Raw genomic sequence first — 19,475 nt, forward strand, 5'->3', positions numbered from 1 at the left:
ATCAGGCGGCTGAGTACTTCGATCACCCGGCCTGACCGGATGCTGCCCTGGACGTCGATCGCCAGGCTCTCGCGCGTCCACTCGTCGATGACCGTCAGGCATTTGAGCTGCTGGTTGTTGGCACAGGCATCGAACACGAAGTCGTAGGCCCACACCTGGTTCGGGCCCGTCGCCGGCAAGGGCCGCGGGCGCTGGCTGGAGATGCGCTTGCGCGGCCGTTTGCGTGGCACCTGCAATCCCGCCAGCTTCCATAACCGGTGCGTGCGGTCCCAACTCATCACGTATCCGGCGCGCTCCAGATACACGTCAATGCGCCGATAGCCAAAACGTGGATACTGGGCCGACAGATCACGCATCGCCGCCAGCACCGGCGCATCCTTCGCCGGCTGGCGCGCACGGTAATACAGCATCGACCGGGAAACGTTCATCAGCGCGCACGCGCTTCGGCTCGACAGACCCCGCGCGAGCGCGAGCTTGGCCTGTCGCCGGCGTGCGGGCGCGCTCACCATTTTTTTGCGTTGATCTCCTTCATCACCTCGATGGCAAGATCGCGCTCGGCCAGCAGCTTCTTCAATCGGGCGTTCTCTTGCTGCAGAGTGCGCAGTTCCTTGACGTCGGCAGCTTCCAGCTTGCCATAGCGTTTGCGCCACACGTACAACGTCTGCTCGCTGATCCCGTACTGCTTGGCCACCTGTGCGACCGGCGTCTTGTCCGCCTCGCGCAGAATCTTGACCATCTGTTCTTCAGTGAATCGTGCCTTCCGCATAGACTCCTCGCTTCGTTGGCGGGAGCCATCTTCTCAACTTTCAGCCGGTCCGAGAATCGCCGGGCAGGTCATGGCATGACCGGTACTGGCGTTGGCGTACTGATAAAGTCGGCATATGCGAACGGCTGGCGACGAACGCCAGAGACGTATCCGGGCCGATTCGCAACGGTCGACGAAGCGTGCCAGTTCATCCGCGAGAACTTCGTTTACGTTCGCACGGAAAATGCTTACCTAGATGCCAATGGCGTTCGGTTATCGGTGGAAGCGCTGAACCGTTCCTGCGCGCGTCTCATGCCTAAAAGTGGTGACAAGGCTTCGGCGCGCGCCGACTACATCGCGAGCGAATTCGGTTGTATCGAGCTGGCCGACCGTGTCGGCTACGGGCCGGGTGAAGCCAGAATTTATCTGGACAATGGCATTCGTCTTGCCAACACCTATCGACCTTGGGAACCACAGCCGCTCGAACCAACGGAGCAAGAGAAGCAAATGTTAGAGCGGCATCGCATCCACCTGGTGAATGGCGAGCAAGACGCAGAAGATGGGTTGAACTACATCAATCAGTGTTTTGCCTATCTCGTCCAAAACCCACGATCTCGAATTCCTAAAGGCTTGCTGATAATTGGAAGTGAAGAAGGCAGCGGTAAAAGCACGCAAATGCTAGAAATTCCGCGACGCCTTTTTGGCTGGAATAATGTCAGCGCAGTTGGAAATAATGAGATAAATTCTGATTTTAACCCGTATATGTTTCATCGCATTGTAGTGTTTGAGGAAATTTGGCAAGTAAAGCAGACCGATGCATTAAAGAAAGCAAATGATCTGAAACCTTTAATAACCGATGCCAGAGTGCGAATCGTCGCCAAAGGAAAAGATGGATTTGAAGTGCGGAATATCACAACTATACTAGCCACAAGCAATCATATCGATGCGATCAACGTTTCCAATTCCGATAGACGATGGGCGATCATGGAAACGTGCGCAAAGGCAATGCCAAAAGAATTGGCTGAAGAACTGTATAGTTTTTTGAATAGCGAACGGGCACCGGGGGTACTGCGCTATATATACGGTCGAATGGATGTTTCCGAGTTCAATCCACACGTGGCGCCAACATCACAAGCGAAGCAGCGGGCGAAGGAAGTTAGTCGCAGCGATTGGGAGCAGGCTATAATTGACGCTTACTCTTCAAACAGCGGGTGTTTTGCGCGAGATATTGTCAGCCTAATGGACGTAAAAAAGCAAATCGAATTGGTGTTGAACCGAAGTGTGACGATGAATCACGTTACGAAATCCCTACAAGCAGCACCGTTGAACGCAAAGGAGATAAATGCAACGAAGTCCGTAGACGGTAAAACGAATGGTGCGCGGGGCTGGATCATTCGCAATCACGATTTATGGCTCAACGGCAAGACGAAGGCAGAGTGCTACGATGAGCTAACGCCATATCGCGTGGGGCCTATCTTGTAGCAAGGAGTGCTCAACACCATCAGCACTACCTCAACATTCAAGCAGGTGCGAGAGGCGCGATCTCATTGGATTCCAACGGCCTCAACACCCTCAACGCTTCTTTTTAATTGAAGAAAAAAAATATATGTATACACGCCCCCGCCGTGTGCCAGTTCAGCGACCGAAAAGGAGGTGTTGAGCCGTTGGGGGCATTGAGGCCAGCGTCGCGCCTATATTTCCGCCTTGACAGCCCTTTAAGCACCGCGCAGGACGCGGACATACTGTCTCAATGACCTGCGCGCCTTGTGGTGCCCGTTATCGGTTGCTCTCCACAGGCCGTGCATTAGCACGCAGTGTGCCACAGTGATTTGCCTATTTCGAGCACTTATTGCTGGACTCCTGTCCACGCAAAGACTTACAAGTCATTGTATGGAAGCAGCTGCATGGACGCACGCCTTACGGCAATCGTCAATTTCGGCATTCGCATGATATGAATATCTTGAACGCTATTTTTTTCTGCCGCAGCTCTTCGCGCCTCATGTTCTTCGATCTGCTTGGCGAGGTCTAGCTCTCTGGCGACTCTCTGCCCATATAGGGTATCAATCCAATATTCGAGCAAGGGAAATCCATTTTCCCAAGCTCCACGACTGTAAGAATCGATCCCATGCAGCTCCCAGAGGCTTGCGACAGTTTTGGTTTCTGGCAGCTTAGGTTTGACAGCGGGGTCTGCTTCTTCGAGTTCTCTTTTCGCAATCAGCCCTATTTCCCGCAACCAATCTTCTTTCTTCGGCCATCCATATCTTGGCTCGGGCGCGATTAGATCGTCCACTATCTCCCGCAGTCGAACCACGCGCGCTGCGTTGATGCAAGCCAATTCTCTAGCTTCGACGTTCATCGAACCATAACCTCATCTTTGCGTACAACTGTACCCTCATCCGCAACAAGCATGCCACGGTTTTCCCATTTGGTAGGTAGGGCGGCGTATGTAGCGATCGAGCGGGAACGCCAATAGAAGCAGGCTCTCACCGCCATAGATAAGATTTTCGCTCGCTTGGAGGATCACCATCTCCTCTCGTTCAGATGTTCTTGCATTTTCTTTAGCCGCACGAACGTTGAATCCATGTGGCAACACGCGCTTCGCATAGACGACGGTCGCTACCATTGATTTCGGTCATATTATTTGGTTCGGACCTCCGCGCCTGCGAAAGGACGAAATTGGCGTCCACACCCATATCACGCATGTATTTCATAACCACTGAATACATTGGGTCGGTCATCGGCACCGCTGAACCATCGGAATGACTGATTTTGTGAAACCCCAAAACTGGGTATGGCGACCAGATAGTTCGTTCAACACCCCCCATAAAAACAAGAGGACATGCTGAATAACAACCGTTCCATAGTGTAGTTTTCAGCCTATGTAAGCGAATGTAGAGACCAGCTCGCACCGCCTCTATGACAACGCCACCACCACTTCCAAGAGCTACCTCCTCAATTCCAGGGTGACTTTCGATAGCAGCAATCAATTGGGACGAAAATCCAACATTTACTGCACCAAGAATTCGGAGTGTTCTCCCATTGTTTTCGATAGCTGAGAATGTCGTTTGTTTACCGCTTATCCAGTCCGAATTAGGTATTGACATCTTTCCTACGCAATCAAGATTCCATTCCTGTATCTGCGCCCCCTTAACCAACTTGAGAGTATTTTTTGCAACATTTACGAAATTATCGAGTGTTTGTGCTGCAACTCGAACATCATAGGCGTTTTCATCTGTTCGTAGAGTTAGGTTGACTTTGTTAGATGCAGGTCTTAGATCACGAATGTCTTTGTCAAAGGCGAGGATCGTACCGAGCGCATAGCACTGCGACTCTGGCACACCAACCTCATTGTTTGCGGTACCGATATTGCGATCATCATTTATTGAATCGGCAAAAGACCAGTATTTCTCTGCGAGTAAACGGCTACGCTCAATCTCGTCTTTCAGTATTGACTGTCGCAACTCAAGTCCAAGAAAATCATTGTGCTCTTGCCCTATTGCATTCCTATGCACAGCCAAACCAATGGCAGAAAATGACATTAGGAACGCGAGCCACAGTTTTCTATTTTTAATGTCCATTGGGCCTCACCTTCTTGGCTCCCTTCTTTCCTGTATACGGATTGATGTTGCCTCTGGTTGACCAGTTATTGAGGGGCGAGTGATCGCGGTTGCTCCGATAATGCGGCGCGACGTAGGCACCGGATTTCTTGGTATAGCCATGTACGTGCTGCACAGCACTGGCAGGAAACGCCGGCAAAAGAACGGCCACCAGACAGAATGCAAAAATTCTCAATTTCATCTCCTTACCTCATTCCATTTAAGCCACTGCGCCACGCCGCCGTAATGAGAGCACGTCCCACGCGTGTGTTCTGAAAAGCTGTACGAGCCGTCTCGACACTGAGCCGAGGCGTTAGCCGGTGGGCCACTAGTGTCCGCGCAGGCGCGTGCACGACGTTGCCGCTGCTGTTGCTTCAGTAGCGATGGTTGCTTAGTTGCTGCTCCGCCCTCGGCGCGAGACAGTGATTCGACGATACTTGCGGGTCGCAGGCGACGTATTGAGAAAAGGACGCACTCGGTACTGCGACGAGTACCAGCAGAAGTGCAACCTGCATTTTCATAGCCCTAGCCCCCTATGCCTATGCGTTAAATCCTGAAGTCGGATCAGTCGTATGACGAAATAGCATATGTGTAGATCGCATATAAATTCAAGGGCCTCGCGGTTTTCCCGAGCGCAATGCCCAAGTCGATCTACAACGTCCAATATCGCGCGATGCTTGAACTACTTAAGCAGCAGCGTGAGGCGTCGGGGGTCTTGCAGGCTGATCTTGGAAAGCGCTTGAAAATCGCGCAGTCAAGCATCAGCCGCATCGAGTCCGGCGACAGGCGTATTGATCCCATCGAGCTGCGGAATTACTGCCTCGCTATAGGCTTGGATTTTCCGACCTTCGTGGGCCGGCTTGAGGAAAAACTAGCGCTAACCCCTGACGTGGCGGTTTCTCGCAGCAAGTCGAGGTGACCCCAAGCGGAGTTTTCCCAACCTGATCCAAAAAAATTTCGGATGCGAGCATATACCCCGGCATTGATCATGCGGGCCCGGCCGAGGGTGGTCTATCGCGTTGGAGTTTAGCCCCAGTGTACAAGTATACCCTCAAGCATTCGTGATGGTCCGCATGGGGGAGGCGTTGCTTGGGGCTGCAAACATGGCCTTGCTTGGGACACTTTTGGGACAGTTCGCTATAATCCACCCCGATACACGGCAATACTCGACAGAGCGAAACCCCTGAATTTCCTAGCGTCGAGTGTTGACGAAAGTTGCGCAAAATTGGCCTAGCACGACTCCTAAGGGGAAGGTCGCACGTTCGAATCGTGTCGGGGCCGCCAGTATTTATGTGTTCGTCGCAGAACATGAACGTCAAAAAGCGGCCGTCCCTGACCGCACGTTTCAATCATCATCTCCTGCTATCACTGTTCTACTGATGAGTCCGAGCAAAGTCATCGAAGGCGAAGAACGCGGCTGGATCGTGCCGATCGGCGGCGCCGAGGCCAAGCACCACGACGCCCGCATTCTCGGCCGCTTCGTCGACCTGTGCGGCGGGCGCGATGCCGAGATCGTGGTCATCCCGACCGCGAGCCAGCTCGCCGACACCGGCGCGCGCTACGAGGGCATCTTCGCCGACCTCGGTGCCGCGCGGGTCACCGCGCTCGATTTCGACACCCGCCGCGATGCCGAGGAACGCAACCGCCTCGCCCTGATCGAGAACGCGAGCGGCATCTTCTTCACCGGGGGCAACCAGCTGCGCATCTCCACCCTGCTCGGCGGCACGCCGGTCGCGCAGGCGATCCGTGCCTGCAACGCGCGCGGAGTCCACGTCGGAGGCACCAGCGCGGGCGCGAGCATCCTCTCCGAGCACATGATCGCGTTCGGCAAGGAAGGCGCTTCGCCCACGGCCGGCAGCGTGCGCCTCGCGCCGGGTCTGGGCCTGACCAACCGCTTCGTCATCGACCAGCACTTCCGCCAGCGCGACCGCTTGGGCCGCCTGCTCGCGGCGCTGGCCTACAACCCGTTCCTCGTCGGCATCGGCCTCGACGAGGACACGGCCGCGTTCATCCGCCCCGACAACACCCTCGAAGTCGAAGGCTCGGGTGCGGTGACCGTGGTTGACGCCAGCGACATGCAGTTCTCCTCGATGGATCAGGTCAGCGAGGACGAGCCGGTCTGCCTGATCGGCCTCAAGGTGCATATCCTCGTCGCCGGCGCGACCTACAATCTCGCCACGCGCACGGCGTCGGCCGGGTCGCTGGTATCACCGAAACAAACGCACTGAGCCTTTCCGCCGATTGGCGGATTGCGCTTTTTGTGCTTTCCTTGGAGGCATGGGGCGAGTTGCCCCGACTCAGGGAATCGATATGCGCATACTCGACCGCTCCGTCTACGTCGGCCCCTCGCTGTACGCGCACTTCCCGGTCATCAAGCTCGAGCTCGACCTCGGCGAACTGGAAAACTGGCCGACCGCCAAACTCGGCGACCAATTCATCGACGGCCTCGTCGCCGCCCTGCCCGGCCTGCAGGAACACGGCTGTTCGTACCGCGAACCGGGCGGCTTCATCCGCCGCATGCGCGAGGGTGAAGGTACCTGGCTCGGGCATGTGCTCGAACATGTCGCGATCGAACTGCAGAACGTCGCCGGCGAGGACGTCACCTTCGGCAAGACGCGCAGCCTCAGCGACGCGCGGCCCGGCGTGTACACCGTGGTCTACGAATACGCGCAACGCGAGGAAGGCATCGCCGCGGGCGATCTCGCGCTGCGCCTGCTCTGCTCGCTGCTGCCGGGGAACCTGCGACCGAAGGACAGCGTGCCCGAGGGCTGGAACTTCGCCGAAGCGCGCGATGCGTTCATCCGCTACGCGCAGCGCCGCGCACTCGGTCCGTCGACCGCCTCGCTCGTGCGCGCCGCCGAGCAGCGCGACATCCCCTGGCTGCGGCTCAACGAGCAGTCGCTCGTGCAGCTCGGCCACGGCAAGTACCAGCAGCGCATCCAGGCGACGGTGACCGGACGCACCTCGCATATCGCCGTGGAATTGGCGAGCGACAAGGAGGAGACGAACAAGATCCTCGCCTCGCTCGGCCTGCCGGTGCCGAAACAGGAACTCGTGCGCAGCGAGGAAGGCGCGCTGCGCGCCGCGCGCCGGCTCGGCGGTCCGGTCGTGACGAAACCCTACAACGGCAACCACGGCCGCGGCATCACGATCGCAATCACGAAAGACGAGGACGTGATCGCCGGCTTCAAGGCCGCGCAGGAACACTCGAACTCGGTCATCGTCGAAACCTATCTCGCCGGCGACGACCATCGCCTGCTCGTCGTCAATGGCGAGCTCGTCGCCGCGACCAAACGCACGCCGGGCCATGTCGTTGGCGACGGCACGCGTACGGTGCGCGAGCTCGTCGAGATCGTCAACTCCGATCCGCGTCGCGGCGTCGGTCACGAGAAGGTACTGACGAAGTTGCAGCTCGACCGCGAGGCGACCGTGATGCTCGAAGGCGCCGGCCTCAGCTTCGACTCGGTGCCGGAGAAGGGCCGCGTCGTACCGCTGCGCAAGACCGCGAACCTGTCGACCGGCGGCACCGCGACCGACGTGACCGACATCATTCATCCCGACAATCGCGACATGGCCGTGCGTGCGGTGCGCGCGATCGGACTCGATGTCGGCGGCGTGGACTTCCTTTCGCCGAACATCGCCGAGAGCTACAAGAAGGTCGGCGGCGGCATCTGCGAGATCAACGCCGCGCCGGGTTTCCGCATGCACGTTTCGCCCAGCGAAGGCACGCCGCGCGACGCGGCCGGGCCGGTGATCGACATGCTGTTTCCGCAAGGCACGCCGTCGCGCGTGCCGATCGCCGCGATCACCGGCACCAACGGCAAGACGACCACGTCGCGCATGCTCGCCCACATCGCCAAGATGGCCGGCTACACGCCGGGCCTGACCACCACGGACGGCGTCTACATCGACGGCCAGCGCACGGTCGAGGGCGACATGACCGGGCCGGTGTCGACGCGCATGGTGCTGGCCGATCCGAACATCGACATCGCCGTGCTCGAAGTCGCGCGCGGTGGCCTGCTGCGTGCCGGCATGGGCGTGCCCGAGGTCAATGTCGCCGCGGTGCTCAACGTGCAGAGCGACCATCTCGGCTTGAAGGGCATCGACACGCTCGAACAGCTCGCCGAAGTGAAGCGCATCCCGATCGAGGTCGCCAAGGATTGCGTCGTGCTCAACGCCGACGATCCGCACGTGCTCAAGATGTCGGCCTACACCGAGGCCAAGGTCATCTGCTACGTGACGATGAACCCCTCGCATGCGCTCGTGCGCGAACACGTGCGCGCGGGCGGCCGCGCCTGCGCGCTCGAAGCCGGCGTCAACGGCTCGATGATCACGCTGTACGACAAGGGCAGCCATATCCCGCTGATGTGGACGCACCTGATTCCCGCGACGCTCGAAGGCCGCGCGCTGCACAACGTGCAGAACGCAATGGTCGCGGCCAGCCTCGCCTTCGCCCTCGGCATCAAGCTCGACGCGATCCGCCAGGGCCTGCGCACGTTCGACACCACGTTCTTCCAGGCACCCGGCCGCATGAACGTGTTCAACGAGCATCCGTTCAAGGTGCTGATGGACTACGGTCACAACGCGCACGCGGTCGGGGTGATGGCTGACCTTGCCGGGCGCCTCGACGTGAGCGGACGCCGCATCGTCGTCGTCGCCGGGCCGGGCGACCGCCGCGACGAGGATCTCGTCGAGATCGCGGGTGCGGTTGCCGGCAAGTTCGACCACTACATCGTGCGCCGCGACGACGCGCTGCGCGGCCGCGACGGCGACGAGGTACCGCGCATCATCGCCAGGGCGTTGCAGGACAAAGGCGTGCCGGCATCCGCGATCACGACCATTCCCGACGAGCAGGAAGCGATAGCCGCCGCGCTGAAGATGGGCCAGCCCGGCGACCTGCTGCTGGTGTTCGCCGATGCGCTCGTGCGCTCATGGAAGCAGATCACCAAGTTCCATGCCGAGGGCACGCCGGCGCCCGCGGTCAAGCGCGTCGAACCGGTCGCCGCGATCGAGACCGTGGTCGAGGAGCGCGCCGTGGTCGAGATGGACGGTCTGATTCGCGACGAACGCGGCATCCGCTTCGCGCGCGACACCGAAGACTGAAAGCGGCATGACGATTCCGTTCGAGGATTCGCGCCGCCTGACCGGCGCCAATCTCTACTTCCCCGTGCCCGGCGCCGTGCTCGACACCGCGCCGGGAATCTTTGTGGACGATGCGGCCGTCGAGCGCTGGCGCGCCAATATCGATCGGCTGCGCCGCGAACTCGACTGGCCGGAAATCGAAACCGCGGCGCGCTTGCGCGATGGCACCGGCTCGCTCGCGATCACCGCGCCGATCGATCAGCTTTTCACGGCCACCGAAGTCAACGAGCTGGCGTTTGAGCAGACCCTGCTTCCCTTCTCCCCCGCGGGAAGGAAAGATTTTTTTCATGCTCCCGCTTATCCCGCGATTTGGGACCCGGAACTTGCGCTGCATACGTTGCAACGTGCATCCGTCGCGGAACGGCAACCCCGCCTGGTTGCATTGCTCGACGAAGCGCACCGACGCGATCTTCCCCCTGTGCTCGATGACACCGAACTGACGCTCGGCGCAGGCAGCGGCGCACGCACCTGGCCGCTCGATGCGCTGCCCTCGATCAGCGCCGTCGATTGGCCATCGCTGCACGGCATTCCGGTCGCACTCGTCACCGGCTCGAACGGCAAGACGACGACGACGCGCCTCGTCGCCGCGATCAGCGAACGCGCGGGACGGTGCACCGCCTTCAGCAGCACCGACGGCGTCGTCATCGGCGGCGAACTCGTCGCTGCGGGCGACTACTCAGGCCCCGCCGGCGCGCGCACCGCATTGCGCGATGCGCGCAGCGAAGCGGCGGTGCTCGAAACCGCGCGTGGCGGCATCCTGCGCCGGGGACTCGCAGTCGAGCGCGTGCAGGCGGCGATCGTCACCAACATCAGCGCCGACCACTTCGGTGAGTACGGCGTGCACGACCTCGACGATCTCGCCGATGCCAAGCTCGTCGTCGCGCATGCGTTGCGCGCCGACGGCACGCTCGTGCTGAATGCCGATGACGAGGTTCTCGTGCGCAAGAGCCGGCAATCGGGATTCGCGATTCGAGAATCGGAAAAAGCGAAACGTCTGGCCTGGTTCGCACTCGATGCGGATCATCCGCGCTTGATCGAACACCGCGCGCGCGGCGGCATGACCTGCGGGGTGAGCGACGGAAAACTCCTCCTGCACGCGGACGGAATCGATCGCTCGCTTGGACGCATCGCCGACATGCCGCTGAGCGCAAACGGTGCGGCGAAATACAACATCGCCAACCTCGCCGGTGCCGCGCTGCTTGCCCACGCGCTGGGCATCGATGATGCCGACATCGCGCAGGTATGCGCCGCGTTCGGGGCACGCAACAGCGACAATCCGGGCCGGCTGATGCGCTGGCGTTTTGGCGCGACGACGGTGATCGTCGACTACGCGCACAATCCGGACGGACTGCGCGGCCTGCTCGAAGTTGCGCGCAGTCTGCATCCGCAAGGCCGCCTTGCGCTCGTGCTCGGCCAGGCCGGCAATCGCGAAGATGCGGACATCCGCGAGCTGGCCGCCGTCGCCGCGCGCAACTGCCCCGACTTCGTCGTGCTGAAGGAACTCGCGAGCTACGCGCGCGGGCGCGCCTTGGGCGAGGTGGTTGCCCTGCTGCGCGCGGAGTTGGCACGCGAAGGCGTCGCGGAAAATGCCATGACCTTGCGCGACAACGAAATCGACGCAGCCCGTGGCGCGCTCGCCTGGGCACGCGACGGCGACCTGCTGGTCCTGCCGATCCACGACAAGCAGGGACGCGCCGATGTGGTCGCTCTGCTCGACAAACTTGCTGCGACGGAGTGGGAACCGGGCTTGGCGTTGCCGGCACGCAATCCTGCATAAGCGCGGTTCCGCGCTTTCCGGCAACTACATAAATTCGACTAACTTCGGCCACGACTCCACCAGCGGCTTGCGCACACCGCGGCAGAGAAAGATGTTCGGGTGATACTTCGTTTCCTCGTTGGCAACGCCGGCATCGTTTCTGGTGTGGCCGGCAAGTTCGACCGTCGTGCACGGCGCGTCGAGGTCCTTGCGATCGGCACCGACGACGATCATGTTCAGCGGCGTCGGCCCGTAGGGCCCGCGTAGCCAGAACGAGTTGGCCGCACTCCACGCCTGCGGCAGGCCGTATTGCGGGCCGTACAGATCGAGCGCGCCGGCTTCGCCGTAGTTGCTCGCCCAGATGCCGGTTTGCGCGCGCTCCTCCGGCGTCAGGCCATCGCGGATGCGGGCGACTTCGCGCACGAGCTCCGGCCAGCCGAACTGTTCGCGGAAGTCGCCGTTGAGGTCGTTGACTCGCGCCCACGCCGGCGAATTCACCGGCACCAGCGGCAGGCAAATGCGCAATACGATCGCGCCGCAAAGCACGATCACGAACGAAGCAGCCCACGCCGTACGGCGCCATTTCGCGGCCCCCATGCCCTCGATCACCGCCTGCAATTGCACCGCGCCGGTCGCGATCAACATTGGGTACAACGGCGCCGCGTAGTAGCCGCGGCCGCGCGCGACGACGAAGATCGCGAACGGAACCAGCGCCATCCAACCGAGGATGCGCCAACGCCTGCCACGCTCGGTCGCGAACACGTTCCAGAGCCCGAGCAGCCACAAAGGCACGGTAAATGGATTCGAAGCGATATAGAGCTGTTGCAACAGGAAACCATCGGCGCGACCGATGCGCATGTCGCGCGCATGGATGAACTGGAGCATGTCGAAGGTGACAAAATCGTGCCGGTACAGCCAGATCAGATTCGGCAGGAAAATCAGCAACGACAAAGCGACTCCGCACCACAGCCACTTGCCGCGCAGGTCGGCGCGCAGTGGAGTCAACAGGACACCGGCGGCCACTCCCGCGGCGAAGAACGCCGCGGTGTACTTGGTCATCATGCCGAGTCCCACCATCGCACCGATGGCGAGCCACCAGCGCGCATCGCCGGATTCGATGCGACAGACGACGAAATACGCCAGCAGCACGTACCAGAGAAAATCGAAGGTGACGTACATGAACAGCGCGCTTCCGGACAACGACACCGGACCGAGCGCGACGGCGAATGCCGCGACCAGCATGGCCGCGCGACCGCCGCCGATCCGCTTCACCATCAAGCCCGCAACGACGAAGACGATGCTCTGCGCCAGCGCGGGGAAGAACCGGAATCCGGCGAGCGAAGCGCCGAACCATTCCCATTCGATGCGGCCGAGGAACGGCGTCAGCGGCGGATAGGCGACGAAGCCCCAGTCGAGGTGGCGCGCGTCGCTGAGAAACTGCAGTTCATCGCGATGAAAGCCGTACTGCCCGTTCGTCGCGACGTGGAAAACCAGCTTGGCCGTGGCCAGCACCAACAGCAACATCACGTCGCGATCGAAGCCGCGTTTCGTCATCATCGTATTTGTCCTGAAATCCCGGCGAGCATAACGCATGGGCGACAGTGGCCTCATGCGATCCGCAGGCCCATGATCGGCGACGATATCCGGATGCCACCGGATTTCCTCCCCCGCGGCGTGTACATCGCCCCCCACTTTCGGCTGCGGCGGCTCAAGGATTGCCGAATACCGCACCGTGAGGGATGGCGCTGCCCTGCCAGCCGTCCGGCCATGTGCGGGTGAAGTCGATGGTCGTCGTCTCGAGCGTCAGCTTGCCGGTGTGGCGATCGATCGTGGCGAAACGAACCTTGGTGTTGAGTGCGCCGTAACCGGTGATGGCCAGGCGATCGCCACCCGGTTCCAGCGCGAGCCAATGCGGGTATTCGTCCGCGGGCAGCAGAATGCGGCTGACTTCGCGCGGATGCTCGGGATCGTGCAGGTCGAGGCTCGCGATCGCGTGTCCGCTTTGCATCGCCTCGACCAGAAAATCGCCGGCGACCACCGGCACCTCGCAGGTGCGATAGCCGAAATCGTAGACGTGTTGCAGCATCGGATCCTCGCTGGCCAGATTGCGCATGAGGAACAAGCCGCAGTTGAATGTCGGCACCACGACGGTCTCACCGTCGGCCAGAACGCGCGGCTCCGATGCATCGGCCGCAGTGTCGTAATACCAATCGGGCGGTTCCGGCAGCGCCAGGGTCTTGATCAGCTTCAGATCGGAGAGCCGCCAGACCTGCGCGACGTGACTGACCTGCGCGGCCATCATGTCCGCGCTGCCGGTGACGACGCGATCGTGCTTCTCGTCGACCGCCAGGCTGTACGGCCGGACGTCGGCGTGTCCCGCTGCCGCGGCCGACGCGGTCCGCACCACCTTGCCTTGCGGATCGAACTCCACCAGCCCGCCGGCGGCATGATTGAAGCCGCCCGAATACTGAAACGTCGCCAACGTGTTGCCGTTGGCGAGATAGGCGAACGAATGCGGATACCCGTAGGTGCCGACGTCGCCGAATTGGCGCACGAGCCGCGGGTGTACGGGGTCATGCAGATCGAAGACGTAGGTGCGGTTGCCCAGCCAGTCGTTGGCGTAGAGGACATCGTTCGCAGGCATCGCATAGTTCGTGTGGTGCGCCTGCGCCGCGTCTCCCACCGGCAACATCGCAACGAGCTTGCCGAACGACACCCCGGGGCCGATGTCGAAAACCGCGAGGAAATCCTTGCCCAGACCCAATCCCTTGCGCCGCGCCGGGATGTCGGCCGGCGTCATCTCCATGACCTGCGCGAGAGGCCGCCCGGCCTCCATCGCCCATACGAAAAGATGACGGCTGGAGCCCGGTGCGGCCACCGCGAGCAACGGGATCGCCAGGCAAACGAGCAACAGAAAACGACGCTGTTTCATGTTCATCCCCCTGCGCCAACGATGGAAATCCTAGCGGAATTCCGGCAGCACCGCTCCAGCCGCGGTGCCAGTATGGCGTATTGGCCCCTTCCAATTCCGCCTTCGCGGTTCCGGGAAGGTCCAATTTCCGGATTATAATTTGCCGCCTTTGCAAACCCATCTGGAATGTTCATGTCTGACAAGATCCTGTCCGCACTCGGCCTGACCGGCACCGTTTCCGGCACCTATCTAGGCAACGGCGAATGGTCGCGGACCACCGACGCCGGCCTGCTCGAGGTGATCAACCCGAGCACGCACGAGGTGGTCGGTCGCGTGCATTCGGCTTCGGCCAGCGACTACGCAACCATCGTCGCGCGCGCGCAGGCCGCGTTCGCGCAATGGCGCACGACGCCGGCGCCGAGGCGCGGCGAAGCAATCCGCCTCTGCGGCGAAGCGCTGCGCAAGCACAAGGACGCGCTCGGCTCGCTGGTGGCGCTGGAGATGGGCAAGATCAAACCCGAGGGCGACGGCGAAGTACAGGAAATGATCGACATCGCCGACTTCGCCGTCGGCCAGTCGCGCATGCTCTACGGCAACTCGATGCACAGCGAGCGCCCCGGCCACCGCATGGGCGAGCAGTGGCATCCGCTCGGCCTCGTCGGCATCATCTCGGCGTTCAACTTCCCGGTCGCGGTGTGGGCGTGGAACGCGTTCATCGCCGCGGTCTGCGGCGACATCTCGATCTGGAAACCGTCGCCGAAGACGCCGCTCTCCGCGATCGCCTCGATGAAGATCTGCAACGAGGCGCTCAAAACCGGTGGCTTCCCGGATCTGTTCTTCCTGTTCAACGACGCCGGCGTGGAACTCGCGCAGGCCTTCGTCGACGACCATCGCATCCCGCTGATCAGCTTCACCGGCTCGACCGCGGTCGGACGCACGGTCGGCGAGCGCGTGGCGCGACGCCTGGGCCGAAGCTTGCTCGAACTCGGCGGCAACAACGCGATCATCGTCGATGCCAGCGCGGACCTGAAACTGGCGATCCCGGCGATCGTGTTCGGCGCGGTCGGCACGGCCGGCCAGCGCTGCACGACCACACGACGTGTATTTATCCACAAATCCATTTTTGCCGACGTGATGGGCAAGCTCGTCGCCGCGTACAAGCAGGTCGAGAAGAAGATCGGCGACCCGACGCTCGCGACCACGTTGATGGGTCCGCTCAATTCGAAGGCCGCCGTCGACGGTTTCGTCGGCGCGATCGAGAAGGCCAAGGCGGCCGGCGGCAAGATCGAAACCGGCGGCGCAGCGCTCACGGACCGCGCCGGCAACTTTGTCCTGCCGACGATCATCAGCGGCGTGAAGAATGCCGACAGTGTCGTGCAGAGCGAAACCTTCGCACCGATCCTCTACGCGATGCCGTTCGACTCGCTTGATGAAGCAATCGCGCTGCAGAACGGCGTGCCGCAGGGCCTGTCGAGCTCGATCTTCACGCGCGACATGCAGACCGCGGAGAAATATCTTTCCGCGGCCGGTTCGGACTGCGGCATCGCCAACGTCAACATCGGCACCTCGGGCGCCGAGATCGGCGGCGCCTTCGGCGGCGAGAAGGAAACCGGCGGCGGCCGCGAGTCGGGTTCGGATGCCTGGAAGGCCTACATGCGCCGCCAGACCAACACGATCAACTACTCCGATTCGCTGCCGCTGGCGCAGGGCATCAAGTTCGACTTGTAGACGTCGGTCAAGGCATTTGATGCGGACCCGCGCGGATACGGCATGGCGCTGACCCTGTCCGCGTCTATCCACGCCCGCAACCACCCTTCCGACCCGCCTTCGCCATGATCAGCGAAACCCGGCAGCACTGGGAACGTGTCCATCGCGAGAAGGACGCGCGCGCGGCAAGCTGGTTTCGCCCGCACCTCGACACTTCGTTGCGGCTGTTGCAACGCGCCGGGCTCGACCCGTACACGCGCGTGATCGATGTCGGCGGCGGCACTTCGACGCTGGTCGACGACCTGCTCGACCGCGGCGTCACCCAGGTCAGCGTGCTCGATCTTTCCGAAACGGCACTCGAGGTTGCGCGCCGCCGCCTCGGCGAGCGCGCGGCGCGGGTCGAATGGCGCATCGCCGACATCACCCACGCCGATCTGCCGCCGGCCGGTTTCGACCTCTGGCACGACCGCGCCGTGCTGCATTTCCTCATCGGGAAGCCGGCGACGGATGCCTACGTGGGTCAAGCCGCCACCGCGCTGCGCGGCGGCGGGCATGCCGTGATCGGCGGCTTCGCCGGCGACGGCCCGGAGCGATGCAGCGGTCTGCCGGTCGCGCGTCGCGAGGCCGAAGACATCGCCGCGCTGTTCGCCACCCACTTCGAACTGATCGACCAGGCGCGCGAGATGCACTCGACGCCTTGGGGCACAGCGCAGTCGTTCGCCTACGCCCTGCTGCGCCGCCGCGGCGGCGGCGCGACGCACGCCGGATAGCGGCGCGCGGCGTTCACCGCGCCGCACGCAAGCGCAACGCATTGGCGATCACCGACACCGAGGAAAAACTCATCGCCAGTGCCGCGATCATCGGGCTCAGCAGCAGGCCGGTGAACGGATACAGCACGCCCGCGGCGAGCGGTACGCCGAGCGCGTTGTAGACGAAGGCAAGGCCGAGGTTCTGGCGCATGTTCGCGACCGCGCCGCGCGAGATCGCAAGTGCGCGAACGATGCCGCGCAAATCGCCCTTGACCAGCATGACCTGCGCGCTGGCCATGGCCACGTCGGTACCCGTGCCCATCGCGATGCCGACATCGGCGGCGGCAAGCGCGGGCGCATCGTTGATGCCGTCGCCGGCCATCGCCACGCGGCGCCCTTGCGCCTTGAGCTGCGCGACGAGCGCAGCCTTGTCCTGCGGTCGCATTTCGCCGTGCGCCTCGTCGATGACGAGGCGCGCGGCCACGGCCCGTGCCGTGGTCGCGGAGTCGCCGCTGGCCATGACGATGCGCAACCCGGCGGCGTGCAGCGTGGCGATGGCTTTCGGCGTCGAATCCTTGATCGGATCAGCGACGGCGACGAGGCCGAGCGCGCAGCCGTCGGCGGCGAGAAAAATCACGCTGGCACCATCGCCGCGCAGGCGCTCGGCCGTGCCGCGCAAGCCGGCGATATCGACACCGACTTCGCCCATCAGCGCCGCGTTGCCGAGCGCGAGGCGCCGCGCGCCGACGCGACCACGCACGCCGATGCCGGTCGCGGATTCGAAATCCGCCGCGGTTTCGAGGGCGAGACCGCGCCGCCGTGCTTCGGCGACGATCGCAGCAGCCAGCGGATGCTCGCTGCCCTGATCGAGGCTCGCGGCAAGGCGCAGCACCTCGTCCGCATTCACACCGGCGGCGGCGATCGCTTCGCGGAACGCAGGCTTGCCTTCGGTCAGCGTGCCGGTCTTGTCGACGATCAGCGTGTCGATCGTACGCAGACGTTCGATCGCCTCGGCATCACGGAACAGCACGCCGGCCTGTGCGGCACGGCCGCTCGCAACCATCACCGTCATCGGCGTGGCCAGGCCGAGCGCACACGGACAGGCGATGATCAGCACGGCGACCGCGTTGACGATCGCATACGTCCATGACGGCTGCGGCCCGCACACGCCCCAGACGACGAACGCCGTCGCCGCGACCACGAGCACCGCGAGCACGAACCAGACGCTGACCCGGTCGGCGAGCCGCTGCATCGGCGCGCGCGTGCGTTGCGCCTGGGCGACGAGGCCGACGATCTGCGCGAGCGCAGTCTCCGCACCAACCTTCTCGGCACGGATGACGAGGCTGCCGGTGCCGTTGAGGGTGGCGCCGATCACCTTGTCGCCGACCTGTTTCTCGATCGCGATGGGCTCGCCGGTCAGCATCGATTCGTCCACGTTCGAACGACCGTCGACGACCGCGCCGTCGACCGGAACCTTCTCGCCCGGCCGCACGCGCAGCAGGTCGCCGACCTGCACCTCGGCCAGCGGCACGTCGTCTTCGCGGCCGTCCACGTGCACGCGCCGCGCCGTTTTCGGCGCGAGGCCGAGCAGTGCCTTGATCGCCGCCGACGTGCTCGAACGCGCCTTGAGTTCGAGGATCTGCCCGAGCAGGGTCAGCGAAACGATGATCGCCGCCGCCTCGAAATAGACGCCAACGCGGCCGTGCTCGCGGAACGACTCCGGAAACGCCTGCGGCGCCACGGTCGCGACCACGCTGTAACCGAACGCGGCCAGTACGCCGGTGCCGATAAGCGTCCACATGTTCGGGCTGCGGTTCGCGATCGACTGCGCCCAGCGCTCGAGGAACGGCCAACCGGCCCAGAGCACCACCGGTGCGGCGAGCACGAATTCGAGCACGGTGCGCGTCGCCGCGGAACGTGCATCGAAGTAGTGGGCGAACATCGCCAGCACGAACACCGCAAGCGACAGTGGCAAGGTCAGGAAGAAGCGGCGGCGGAAATCGGTCAGCTCGGGATTTTCGTCTTCGTCCAGGCTCGGCATCACCGGTTCCAGCGCCATGCCGCAGGCAGGACAGGTGCCGGGGCCGTCGCGGACGATCTCTGGGTGCATCGGGCAGGTGTACTTCGTGCCGGGCGCCACGGGCACAGCCGGCCCGACATCCTTCTCCGACGCGAGATAGCGCAAGGGATCGGCGACGAACTTCGTGCGGCAGCCTGCGGAACAGAACAGGTACTCGCGAGCCGCGTGTTTGGCGCGATGCGCGGATTCGGGCTTGACCTTCATTCCGCACACGGGATCGATCGGAGGCCCCGCCAAATCGTCCGCAACCGCCGACGCGCGGCCGCGCTGGTGCGCACCGCAACAGCGCGGCGCTGCCGGCGCGGCGGCAACAGGGTGTTGGTGCGAATGCGTTTGCGTCGGCATCAGTACAATTCCTCGTCGGTCAAGGCGTTGAGAATCGGACATGCTTCCGCGCGCCCATGTCCAGGGCAAGCGCGGATCAGCTTGCGCAGGCCGGCACCGACGCGCTCGAGTTCGGCGATGCGCGCGTCGATGTCGGCGAGCTTGAGCTGCGCTGCGCGCTTGACCTTGGCCACGTTGCGCTCTGCGCTAAGCTCCAGCAGCGTGCGGATATCCTCGAGCGAAAAGCCGAGCGACTTGGCACGACGAATGAAGCGCAGGCGCTTGAGCTCGGCCTCGCCATAGCGGCGATATCCCGATGCGAGGCGCCCTGCCGGCGGCAGCAGGCCGTTGCGTTCGTAGTAGCGCACCGTGTCGATGGCGACGCCGGCACGCTCGGCGAGTTTTCCGATGCTGAAATTCGACATTTCGATCCTCCTTGCCGCACAGTCTAAAGTCTGGACCATG

The 19,475-nt window shown here is 62.6% G+C and carries 14 protein-coding genes and 1 pseudogene; 7 read left to right on the plus strand and 8 right to left on the minus strand.

What is annotated here, in order from left to right:
• Positions 1-766, minus strand: a pseudogene (locus AC16HO_RS08560) (IS3 family transposase); the annotation flags it as partial.
• Between the two features lie 75 nt (positions 767-841).
• Between AC16HO_RS08560 and AC16HO_RS08565 the strand changes: the two are divergent.
• Positions 842-2,227 carry a primase-helicase family protein gene (locus AC16HO_RS08565; protein WP_484335380.1) on the plus strand — a complete coding sequence of 462 codons (1,386 nt, stop codon included), beginning with the start codon at positions 842-844 and terminating at the stop codon, positions 2,225-2,227.
• A 394-nt stretch (positions 2,228-2,621) separates the two neighbouring features.
• On the opposite strand, the gene AC16HO_RS08570 is transcribed toward AC16HO_RS08565, so the two are convergent.
• From AC16HO_RS08570 to AC16HO_RS08580, 3 genes are all read right to left on the minus strand, one after another.
• Positions 2,622-3,101 (minus strand): hypothetical protein, encoded by a 480-nt coding sequence (locus AC16HO_RS08570; protein ID WP_395642644.1) that lies wholly within the window; start codon positions 3,099-3,101, stop codon positions 2,622-2,624.
• A 202-nt stretch (positions 3,102-3,303) separates the two neighbouring features.
• The gene (locus tag AC16HO_RS08575; protein WP_395642645.1) at positions 3,304-4,323 is read right to left on the minus strand and encodes a hypothetical protein; all 1,020 of its coding nucleotides are present in this window, start codon (positions 4,321-4,323) and stop codon (positions 3,304-3,306) included.
• A 216-nt stretch (positions 4,324-4,539) separates the two neighbouring features.
• Positions 4,540-4,800: a DUF3761 domain-containing protein gene (locus AC16HO_RS08580; RefSeq protein WP_395643046.1), complete on the minus strand. Its 261-nt coding sequence runs from the start codon at positions 4,798-4,800 to the stop codon at positions 4,540-4,542.
• Between the two features lie 178 nt (positions 4,801-4,978).
• Between AC16HO_RS08580 and AC16HO_RS08585 the strand changes: the two genes are divergently transcribed.
• The 4 genes from AC16HO_RS08585 (at position 4,979) to AC16HO_RS08600 (ending at position 11,260) form a co-directional block, all read left to right on the plus strand.
• Positions 4,979-5,260, plus strand: coding sequence for a helix-turn-helix domain-containing protein (locus tag AC16HO_RS08585; protein WP_395642646.1), 282 nt, complete (start codon positions 4,979-4,981; stop codon positions 5,258-5,260).
• Positions 5,261-5,720: 460 nt separating this feature from the next.
• On the plus strand, positions 5,721-6,569 hold the full coding sequence (locus AC16HO_RS08590; RefSeq protein ID WP_395642647.1) for a cyanophycinase: 849 nt from the start codon (positions 5,721-5,723) through the stop codon (positions 6,567-6,569).
• Between the two features lie 82 nt (positions 6,570-6,651).
• Positions 6,652-9,444, plus strand: coding sequence for a cyanophycin synthetase (cphA, locus tag AC16HO_RS08595; RefSeq protein WP_395642648.1), 2,793 nt, complete (start codon positions 6,652-6,654; stop codon positions 9,442-9,444).
• Between the two features lie 7 nt (positions 9,445-9,451).
• Positions 9,452-11,260, plus strand: a complete 1,809-nt coding sequence (locus AC16HO_RS08600) for a Mur ligase family protein (protein WP_395642649.1) — start codon at positions 9,452-9,454, stop codon at positions 11,258-11,260.
• A gap of 24 nt (positions 11,261-11,284) precedes the next feature.
• On the opposite strand, the gene AC16HO_RS08605 is transcribed toward AC16HO_RS08600, so the two are convergent.
• The gene (locus AC16HO_RS08605) at positions 11,285-12,796 is read right to left on the minus strand and encodes a glycosyltransferase family 39 protein (RefSeq protein WP_395642650.1); all 1,512 of its coding nucleotides are present in this window, start codon (positions 12,794-12,796) and stop codon (positions 11,285-11,287) included.
• Positions 12,797-12,947: 151 nt separating this feature from the next.
• Positions 12,948-14,171, minus strand: a complete 1,224-nt coding sequence (locus AC16HO_RS08610) for a YncE family protein (protein WP_395642651.1) — start codon at positions 14,169-14,171, stop codon at positions 12,948-12,950.
• Between the two features lie 171 nt (positions 14,172-14,342).
• Between AC16HO_RS08610 and amaB the strand changes: the two genes are divergently transcribed.
• Positions 14,343-15,878 (plus strand): L-piperidine-6-carboxylate dehydrogenase, encoded by a 1,536-nt coding sequence (amaB, locus tag AC16HO_RS08615; RefSeq protein WP_395642652.1) that lies wholly within the window; start codon positions 14,343-14,345, stop codon positions 15,876-15,878.
• A gap of 104 nt (positions 15,879-15,982) precedes the next feature.
• Positions 15,983-16,627 (plus strand): class I SAM-dependent methyltransferase, encoded by a 645-nt coding sequence (locus AC16HO_RS08620; RefSeq protein ID WP_395642653.1) that lies wholly within the window; start codon positions 15,983-15,985, stop codon positions 16,625-16,627.
• A gap of 13 nt (positions 16,628-16,640) precedes the next feature.
• On the opposite strand, the gene AC16HO_RS08625 is transcribed toward AC16HO_RS08620, so the two are convergent.
• Both AC16HO_RS08625 and AC16HO_RS08630 read right to left on the minus strand, forming a co-directional pair.
• A complete protein-coding gene (locus AC16HO_RS08625; RefSeq protein ID WP_395642654.1) occupies positions 16,641-19,031 on the minus strand; it encodes a heavy metal translocating P-type ATPase in 2,391 nt (796 codons plus the stop codon).
• Entirely contained in the window at positions 19,031-19,435 is a 405-nt protein-coding gene (locus AC16HO_RS08630) for a heavy metal-responsive transcriptional regulator (RefSeq protein ID WP_395642655.1), read from the minus strand. Before AC16HO_RS08630 ends, AC16HO_RS08625 begins: the two co-directional genes overlap by 1 nt.
• Between the last annotated feature and the right edge of the window lie 40 nt (positions 19,436-19,475).

The sequence above is a fragment of the Rudaea sp. genome (genome assembly GCF_057139185.1).

Excerpts from the sequence above, each read along its gene's own strand:
- AC16HO_RS08630 (WP_395642655.1), bottom strand. The coding sequence starts at position 19,435 with ATGTCGAATTTCAGCATCGGAAAACTCGCCGAGCGTGCCGGCGTCGCC.
- AC16HO_RS08610 (WP_395642651.1), bottom strand. The coding sequence starts at position 14,171 with ATGAAACAGCGTCGTTTTCTGTTGCTCGTTTGCCTGGCGATCCCGTTG.
- AC16HO_RS08620 (WP_395642653.1), top strand. The coding sequence starts at position 15,983 with ATGATCAGCGAAACCCGGCAGCACTGGGAACGTGTCCATCGCGAGAAG.
- AC16HO_RS08575 (WP_395642645.1), bottom strand. The coding sequence starts at position 4,323 with ATGGACATTAAAAATAGAAAACTGTGGCTCGCGTTCCTAATGTCATTT.
- cphA (WP_395642648.1), top strand. The coding sequence starts at position 6,652 with ATGCGCATACTCGACCGCTCCGTCTACGTCGGCCCCTCGCTGTACGCG.
- AC16HO_RS08585 (WP_395642646.1), top strand. The coding sequence starts at position 4,979 with ATGCCCAAGTCGATCTACAACGTCCAATATCGCGCGATGCTTGAACTA.
- AC16HO_RS08590 (WP_395642647.1), top strand. The coding sequence starts at position 5,721 with ATGAGTCCGAGCAAAGTCATCGAAGGCGAAGAACGCGGCTGGATCGTG.
- AC16HO_RS08570 (WP_395642644.1), bottom strand. The coding sequence starts at position 3,101 with ATGAACGTCGAAGCTAGAGAATTGGCTTGCATCAACGCAGCGCGCGTG.
- AC16HO_RS08605 (WP_395642650.1), bottom strand. The coding sequence starts at position 12,796 with ATGATGACGAAACGCGGCTTCGATCGCGACGTGATGTTGCTGTTGGTG.
- AC16HO_RS08565 (WP_484335380.1), top strand. The coding sequence starts at position 842 with ATGACCGGTACTGGCGTTGGCGTACTGATAAAGTCGGCATATGCGAAC.
- AC16HO_RS08600 (WP_395642649.1), top strand. The coding sequence starts at position 9,452 with ATGACGATTCCGTTCGAGGATTCGCGCCGCCTGACCGGCGCCAATCTC.
- AC16HO_RS08625 (WP_395642654.1), bottom strand. The coding sequence starts at position 19,031 with ATGCCGACGCAAACGCATTCGCACCAACACCCTGTTGCCGCCGCGCCG.
- amaB (WP_395642652.1), top strand. The coding sequence starts at position 14,343 with ATGTCTGACAAGATCCTGTCCGCACTCGGCCTGACCGGCACCGTTTCC.